7 protein-coding genes are annotated in these 4,662 nt (G+C 60.3%); all 7 read right to left on the reverse strand.

Features of this window, described 5'->3' with window-relative positions; genetic code table 11:
• Nucleotides 1-121: 121 nt before the first annotated feature.
• Nucleotides 122-478 carry an H-NS histone family protein gene (locus tag EOM25_12355; GenBank protein ID NCC25964.1) on the reverse strand — a complete coding sequence of 119 codons (357 nt, stop codon included), beginning with the start codon at nt 476-478 and terminating at the stop codon, nt 122-124.
• Between the two features lie 245 nt (nt 479-723).
• Nucleotides 724-1,275, reverse strand: a complete 552-nt coding sequence (locus tag EOM25_12360) for a hypothetical protein (protein ID NCC25965.1) — start codon at nt 1,273-1,275, stop codon at nt 724-726.
• Between the two features lie 72 nt (nt 1,276-1,347).
• Entirely contained in the window at nt 1,348-2,025 is a 678-nt protein-coding gene (locus EOM25_12365) for a hypothetical protein (protein ID NCC25966.1), read from the reverse strand.
• A 315-nt stretch (nt 2,026-2,340) separates the two neighbouring features.
• Nucleotides 2,341-2,913 carry a hypothetical protein gene (locus EOM25_12370; protein ID NCC25967.1) on the reverse strand — a complete coding sequence of 191 codons (573 nt, stop codon included), beginning with the start codon at nt 2,911-2,913 and terminating at the stop codon, nt 2,341-2,343.
• Between the two features lie 184 nt (nt 2,914-3,097).
• The gene (locus EOM25_12375) at nt 3,098-3,790 is read right to left on the reverse strand and encodes a hypothetical protein (protein NCC25968.1); all 693 of its coding nucleotides are present in this window, start codon (nt 3,788-3,790) and stop codon (nt 3,098-3,100) included.
• Nucleotides 3,751-4,245, reverse strand: a complete 495-nt coding sequence (locus EOM25_12380) for a methyltransferase domain-containing protein (GenBank protein ID NCC25969.1) — start codon at nt 4,243-4,245, stop codon at nt 3,751-3,753. Before EOM25_12380 ends, EOM25_12375 begins: the two co-directional genes overlap by 40 nt.
• The coding region (locus tag EOM25_12385) for a class I SAM-dependent methyltransferase (GenBank protein ID NCC25970.1) at nt 4,221-4,662 on the reverse strand (442 nt) is incomplete at its 5' end. The genes EOM25_12385 and EOM25_12380, both read right to left, overlap by 25 nt.

Consider the following 4,662-nt stretch of genomic DNA (forward strand, 5'->3'; position numbering starts at 1 on the left):
GCAAGCCACAGGTCAATGAGCGGCTTGGAGGTTGCGTTCGGGACAATCGCTTTCATGGTTTCACCTTTGAGGACATGGCCTCCCGTGCATCGGGAGGCGCTGGGGATACTGGCTCGCGAGGTTATTTCTTGATCAAGGTCTCCTTGAACTGGGCGACCTGCGCCTTGTCGGCCGGGTCGAGCCCGCCGGCAACCATTCCCTCCTTGATCCACTCCGGCAACGGGCCGCGAGTGTAGGTCTGCTCGGAGTTCTCGGGGTTGACGAAGGTGGTCACCTTCTGTTTCTTGGTGATGCGGGCCTGCACCTTGGTCATGATCTCGCGCACCGAGAACCCATTGTCCTCGATGTACTTCATGACGTTCTCCACCATCTGTTCGGTGGCTTGGGCTCGCAGCTCGTCGGCCTGGGCCAGCAAGGCCGCCTTCTGCTCGTCGATGGCCTTGATGTGCTCTTGAATGGCCTGATAGTCAACTGACATTGGATTATTTCTCCGTTTTGTGGTTCATGCCGACCAGCCTCTCGGCTTGGTCTACGAGTTCTTGCAGGGACAGATCCATTGTAGGATCCAAAAGAAGTGACGTCAACTCGGAAGCCAACAAAATTCTCAAGTCTTGGTTGAGGCTGGTTTGCTCCGGACGTTTGCTGGTTCTTCTGACCCGCATACCCTCTTTCGTGTACCCAATCTCCGGGTCGTAGGAGACCCGGTGGGTCAGCGTACTGAAGTCACTCGGGGCAACGGACAGGAAGTCGCGCTCCCAGTCCCTGAAGGTCTTCCATTGCTGCGCACCATCCGCCCTCCTCATCATCATGTGGAAACGGTTCTGCAGAATTTTCCTCTGCTCCTGATCCAGCTCCGATAAACTCATCGATCTCCTCCTCGCTGTAGCCCGTGACAAGCAGATAGTCCTCGAAAGACATGCCAGCTTCGGACGCCTCAAGCCGAAGTTCAATCAGCTTGCGCCGGATCCCTGACGCTTTTGCCTGCTTGTGGAGGGGTTTGTGTGGCCTTTCAGAGAAGCCCCGGTTTTTGAGGCCGTCGACCATCTTCCGCCCCGCCCCCGAATCGAGAAACTCGAGGAGCGACTCGATCGTGAAGCAAGATATTGGAACCGAGTGCCGGCGGCTGTACGGGCTGATCCTGTAACGGTTCTCAGTCTTGATCATACCGTGAAGGACCGCGTATTGCAGGTGGCCGCAGCGCAGGCCCAGGTCCTGCACCTGCTGAAGTTTGGACGCTGAGTACCAGGTCAGCATCTGGGAGTTATCTGTTGACATCGGCTTCTCCGCTGATTACCATGAAGTCCTCTCCTTCGAATCTTAGGCCCGCATCCATGCGGGCCTTCTTTTTTACGACTCAAACACCGCTTGCGTCGCCCTCTTCCCGGATCCGTGCGCCGGGAACCCGACGATCGCCCGGCCCTTCGCTTGCTGGCAGATCCCGCAGTTCGAGCAGGTCACCTTTTCGCGGTAGGTGGCCGGGCAAGTGACCACCTTGCGACCGGCCGGCGTGCGCAGGCTCTTCGGAGCCTCGATGGGGAGCGTCGTCACGACCGGGGCGATCCCGAGATCGGCAAACTCGTCAGCCTCGGCCAGGGTGTCCGCCGACAGGTTGATGGTGAAGCCGCCGGCATTGGCCTGTCGGATCGCCTCGGCGTTCTCGGGGATGCGCGGGTCGTAGTGGGTGTAAGTGAAGCCGCGCCGGCCCTGCTGGGCCTTGACCAGGGCGGTCAGCGCCTCGGCATCGATGTGGACGTTGTCGATGGTCGGCAGGTCGCCGGCCGAGTTGTGCCGCCACAGCTGGCCGGCGGGCATGCGCCGGATGTCGGCCAGCAGGGAAGCGAAGTCGCCGCCGCGCCGGCCCTCGGACAGGCTGTTCCAGTTCCACGCCATCCGGCCGTAGAGGGCGTAGCACCCCTTCTCCTTCAGGGGGCAGGCGTTCGGGCAGGTGTCACGACCCGACATCGAGACCGGGATCGGGCCGGTCTTGCCGTTCTGTGAGCCGAAAGCAAGTTTGAAGTTGGACATACGTGTTCTCCCGTTGTTTAAGGTAGGTTCTTACTTGTTCTCTCGCCGCCCTGAGTTTCAAGGCAGCTCCGAGACGTCCTTCGATCGCGCCCACAAAGACGGTGATCGAATATTTTACCCTGTCATCAGTCAGCACACAGATCCTCCAAGCTGTGCGCCTGGCACAGAAGTTCGTTTCCTTTGACCAGTACCTATAGACGAGCCCGCTTCCATGGGGCGGCGCCTCAAGGTTTCTCATCTCTCGTTCGTGTCCTAGGTTGAACTCGCCCTTCCTTTTCGGAATCTCGTCGACAAGTTCACCCGGAGCAGAATTTACTATTGAATGTCGCATCGATCGAGCACCCAGTTGGCGATCCGGTAGTAGGTCGGCGGGCGTTCGGTGTCGCAGAATCGAACGCCCATGAGCGCCTTGCCATAAGGGGAGTCAACAACCTCGACCTGTTTGACTTTCCACCCCTGTAGCGTCAAGTCCGCTTTCGGCACCAGCACCGCCCCGACCTTGCTCTTCTCTTTGCGCTGCTTCACCAGCTTGACACGCGCCCAGCAGCGCAGCCGCCACTCCTTCGCATACTCACTGTCCGTCTCGGTCAGCTTGAGCAGGATGCTTTCCGGGCACTCGGACTCGACCGGCCCCATCGTCTCGTCCATGTCCTTATAGCCAAGCATGGAGACGCCGTTCTCCTTGGTGAACTTGAGGAGGATGACGACGGCGAAGATGTCGCTCTTACCAGTCTGCTTGCTGATCCTCCCAACTGCCCCGTAAAGGGCCTTGAGGCTGACCATTTTCAGTTCTAGCGGGCGGTAAATGGCCTCGTCAGTCTCTAGGTTCAGTTGGCTCTCGAAGTACGCTTTGACGTTCTTCGGTTTCTGCATGTAGGTCCAGCCCATCTTATCTCTCCTAGTCGTCTAACTTTTCTGCGAATCGGAATCCGACATAGATTCCGAATCCTGTAATGACCCCTGCGATAATCGTCGCAACAAGCATTGCCTTAGCTCCTCATCAGGCTCGTCGTAGAGGTCTGCTCTCAAGAACTCCTCGAAGATCAGAATCCTCAAGAGCAGCTCTTCCATGTCAGTCACCGACCTGCATCGAGAACGACCAGGTCGGAACCCTGACCCCCTCCTGGATCCGGTAGAATCCGCCCCGCGCCTTGACCGCCGCATGCTGGCCCTTCTTGTGCAGGAGCCGGGCGCCTCTCACCGTGTAGAGGGTTCCGTCCCAGTCCCGGAACAGCCGGCCCCGGACCTCGTGGCTGTCTCGCAGCATGACCGGCCCCTCGATCTCCTCGGCGGTCTTGGGCACGTCCTTTACCGGCACGAACGCCACGTCTCCCTGCCGCTCGATGTCGCTCAGGGTGTCCTCGCTGCACTGCCAGATCTTGGCAAGCACATACTTCACGCAGGCCTGCGGGCTTGCCAGCGCCCGCTTCGAGCGGGCCGGGCTGTCGACCGGGTGGGCAAAGGGGCTGCCCGTCTCCGTGGTGCCGCAGAGGAAGTAGTTCTTGCGCACCCGGGTGGGCCTCGACGGGTGGAAGATGGCCTGACGGACCTGAAACACGGCCAGCCCCTGCTCCACGTCATAGCCGTAGAGGTCGAGGTTGATCGCGACCCCCAGGCCGCGCCGGTCTGAGCTGATGCCGGTCTCCCACGCCCCGGCCTTCTCGAGCCGAGTGGCCAGGTCTTTCGTGAAGTCCGGCCAAGAAATCAGTGCTCCGTATTGGTCTCTCATTTTGGTTTCCTCGCAATTAGTACACAGTCCTGCCATTGCTTGTTCAGTTCAGGATACCTCCGAACCTCCTCCACCTCCCAGCCGACCCACTTCGCCAGCGCCGCCAGCCCGTCCGGATAGTAGCGGTAGCAATCCAGCGGGTAGCGGTGCTCCTTGCCGGCCGAGGGGACGATGATGCAGACCCGCCCTCCCGGCCTCAGCGAACGGTTCATCTCCTGAACAGTGAGCCAGGGGAACTCGATGTGCTCGAGGGCCTGACCCGAGATGATCACGTCGTAGGACCAGATCGGTACCTCCAGCCAGTTGTAGGGGTCCTTGACCACCACGTCGACATTCGGGCCTTCGGCAATGTCGAGGCCGGTGTAGTTGCCCGGCCTCACCAGGTCTCGGTAGCTTCCCTGCACCGCGTAGCTGCCGACGTCGAGCACCTTGTCATCTTGCCCGATGGTCTGCAGGAACTGGCCCATCAGCTGATACGAACTTGCGTGCATGCGTGTCTCCTAATGATGTCTTCGGGAACGACCTGATCCATCCACTCATCGACCAAGTCGTGGTAGGCCTCCTCGAGGATCCGGCTGCCCGGATCAAGGTTCCTGACCAGCAGCAGCCCGGTGGGGGCGACGTCGAGCGCGGTCAGTTCGAGGTCGGGGCGGTGCTCCTGCAGGATCTTGAGCACCTTCCAAACATCCCCCGCCCACTTCTTGGTCCGGCGAACCCGCTCCGCCTGCGCCGGGTGGGCCGGGAAGATGTCGTCGATCACGACCAATCCGCCCGGCTTCATCACCCGCTCGACGTTCATGAAGTCCCTCAACGCCTGCTCGAACAGGTGCAGGCCGTCGATGAAGGCGGTCACGGCGCGGTCCATCTCGGCCACGGTGGCGATCTTGCGGGCATTGAACAACACTTGG

The organism is Deltaproteobacteria bacterium, from assembly GCA_009929795.1.
In the GTDB taxonomy this organism is placed as follows: Bacteria; Desulfobacterota; Desulfovibrionia; order Desulfovibrionales; family Desulfomicrobiaceae; genus RZZR01.

Coding starts and splice junctions, on each gene's coding strand:
- EOM25_12355 (NCC25964.1), bottom strand. CDS start 478: ATGTCAGTTGACTATCAGGCCATTCAAGAGCACATCAAGGCCATCGAC.
- EOM25_12365 (NCC25966.1), bottom strand. CDS start 2,025: ATGTCCAACTTCAAACTTGCTTTCGGCTCACAGAACGGCAAGACCGGC.
- EOM25_12370 (NCC25967.1), bottom strand. CDS start 2,913: ATGGGCTGGACCTACATGCAGAAACCGAAGAACGTCAAAGCGTACTTC.
- EOM25_12375 (NCC25968.1), bottom strand. CDS start 3,790: ATGGCAGGACTGTGTACTAATTGCGAGGAAACCAAAATGAGAGACCAA.
- EOM25_12380 (NCC25969.1), bottom strand. CDS start 4,245: ATGCACGCAAGTTCGTATCAGCTGATGGGCCAGTTCCTGCAGACCATC.
- EOM25_12360 (NCC25965.1), bottom strand. CDS start 1,275: ATGTCAACAGATAACTCCCAGATGCTGACCTGGTACTCAGCGTCCAAA.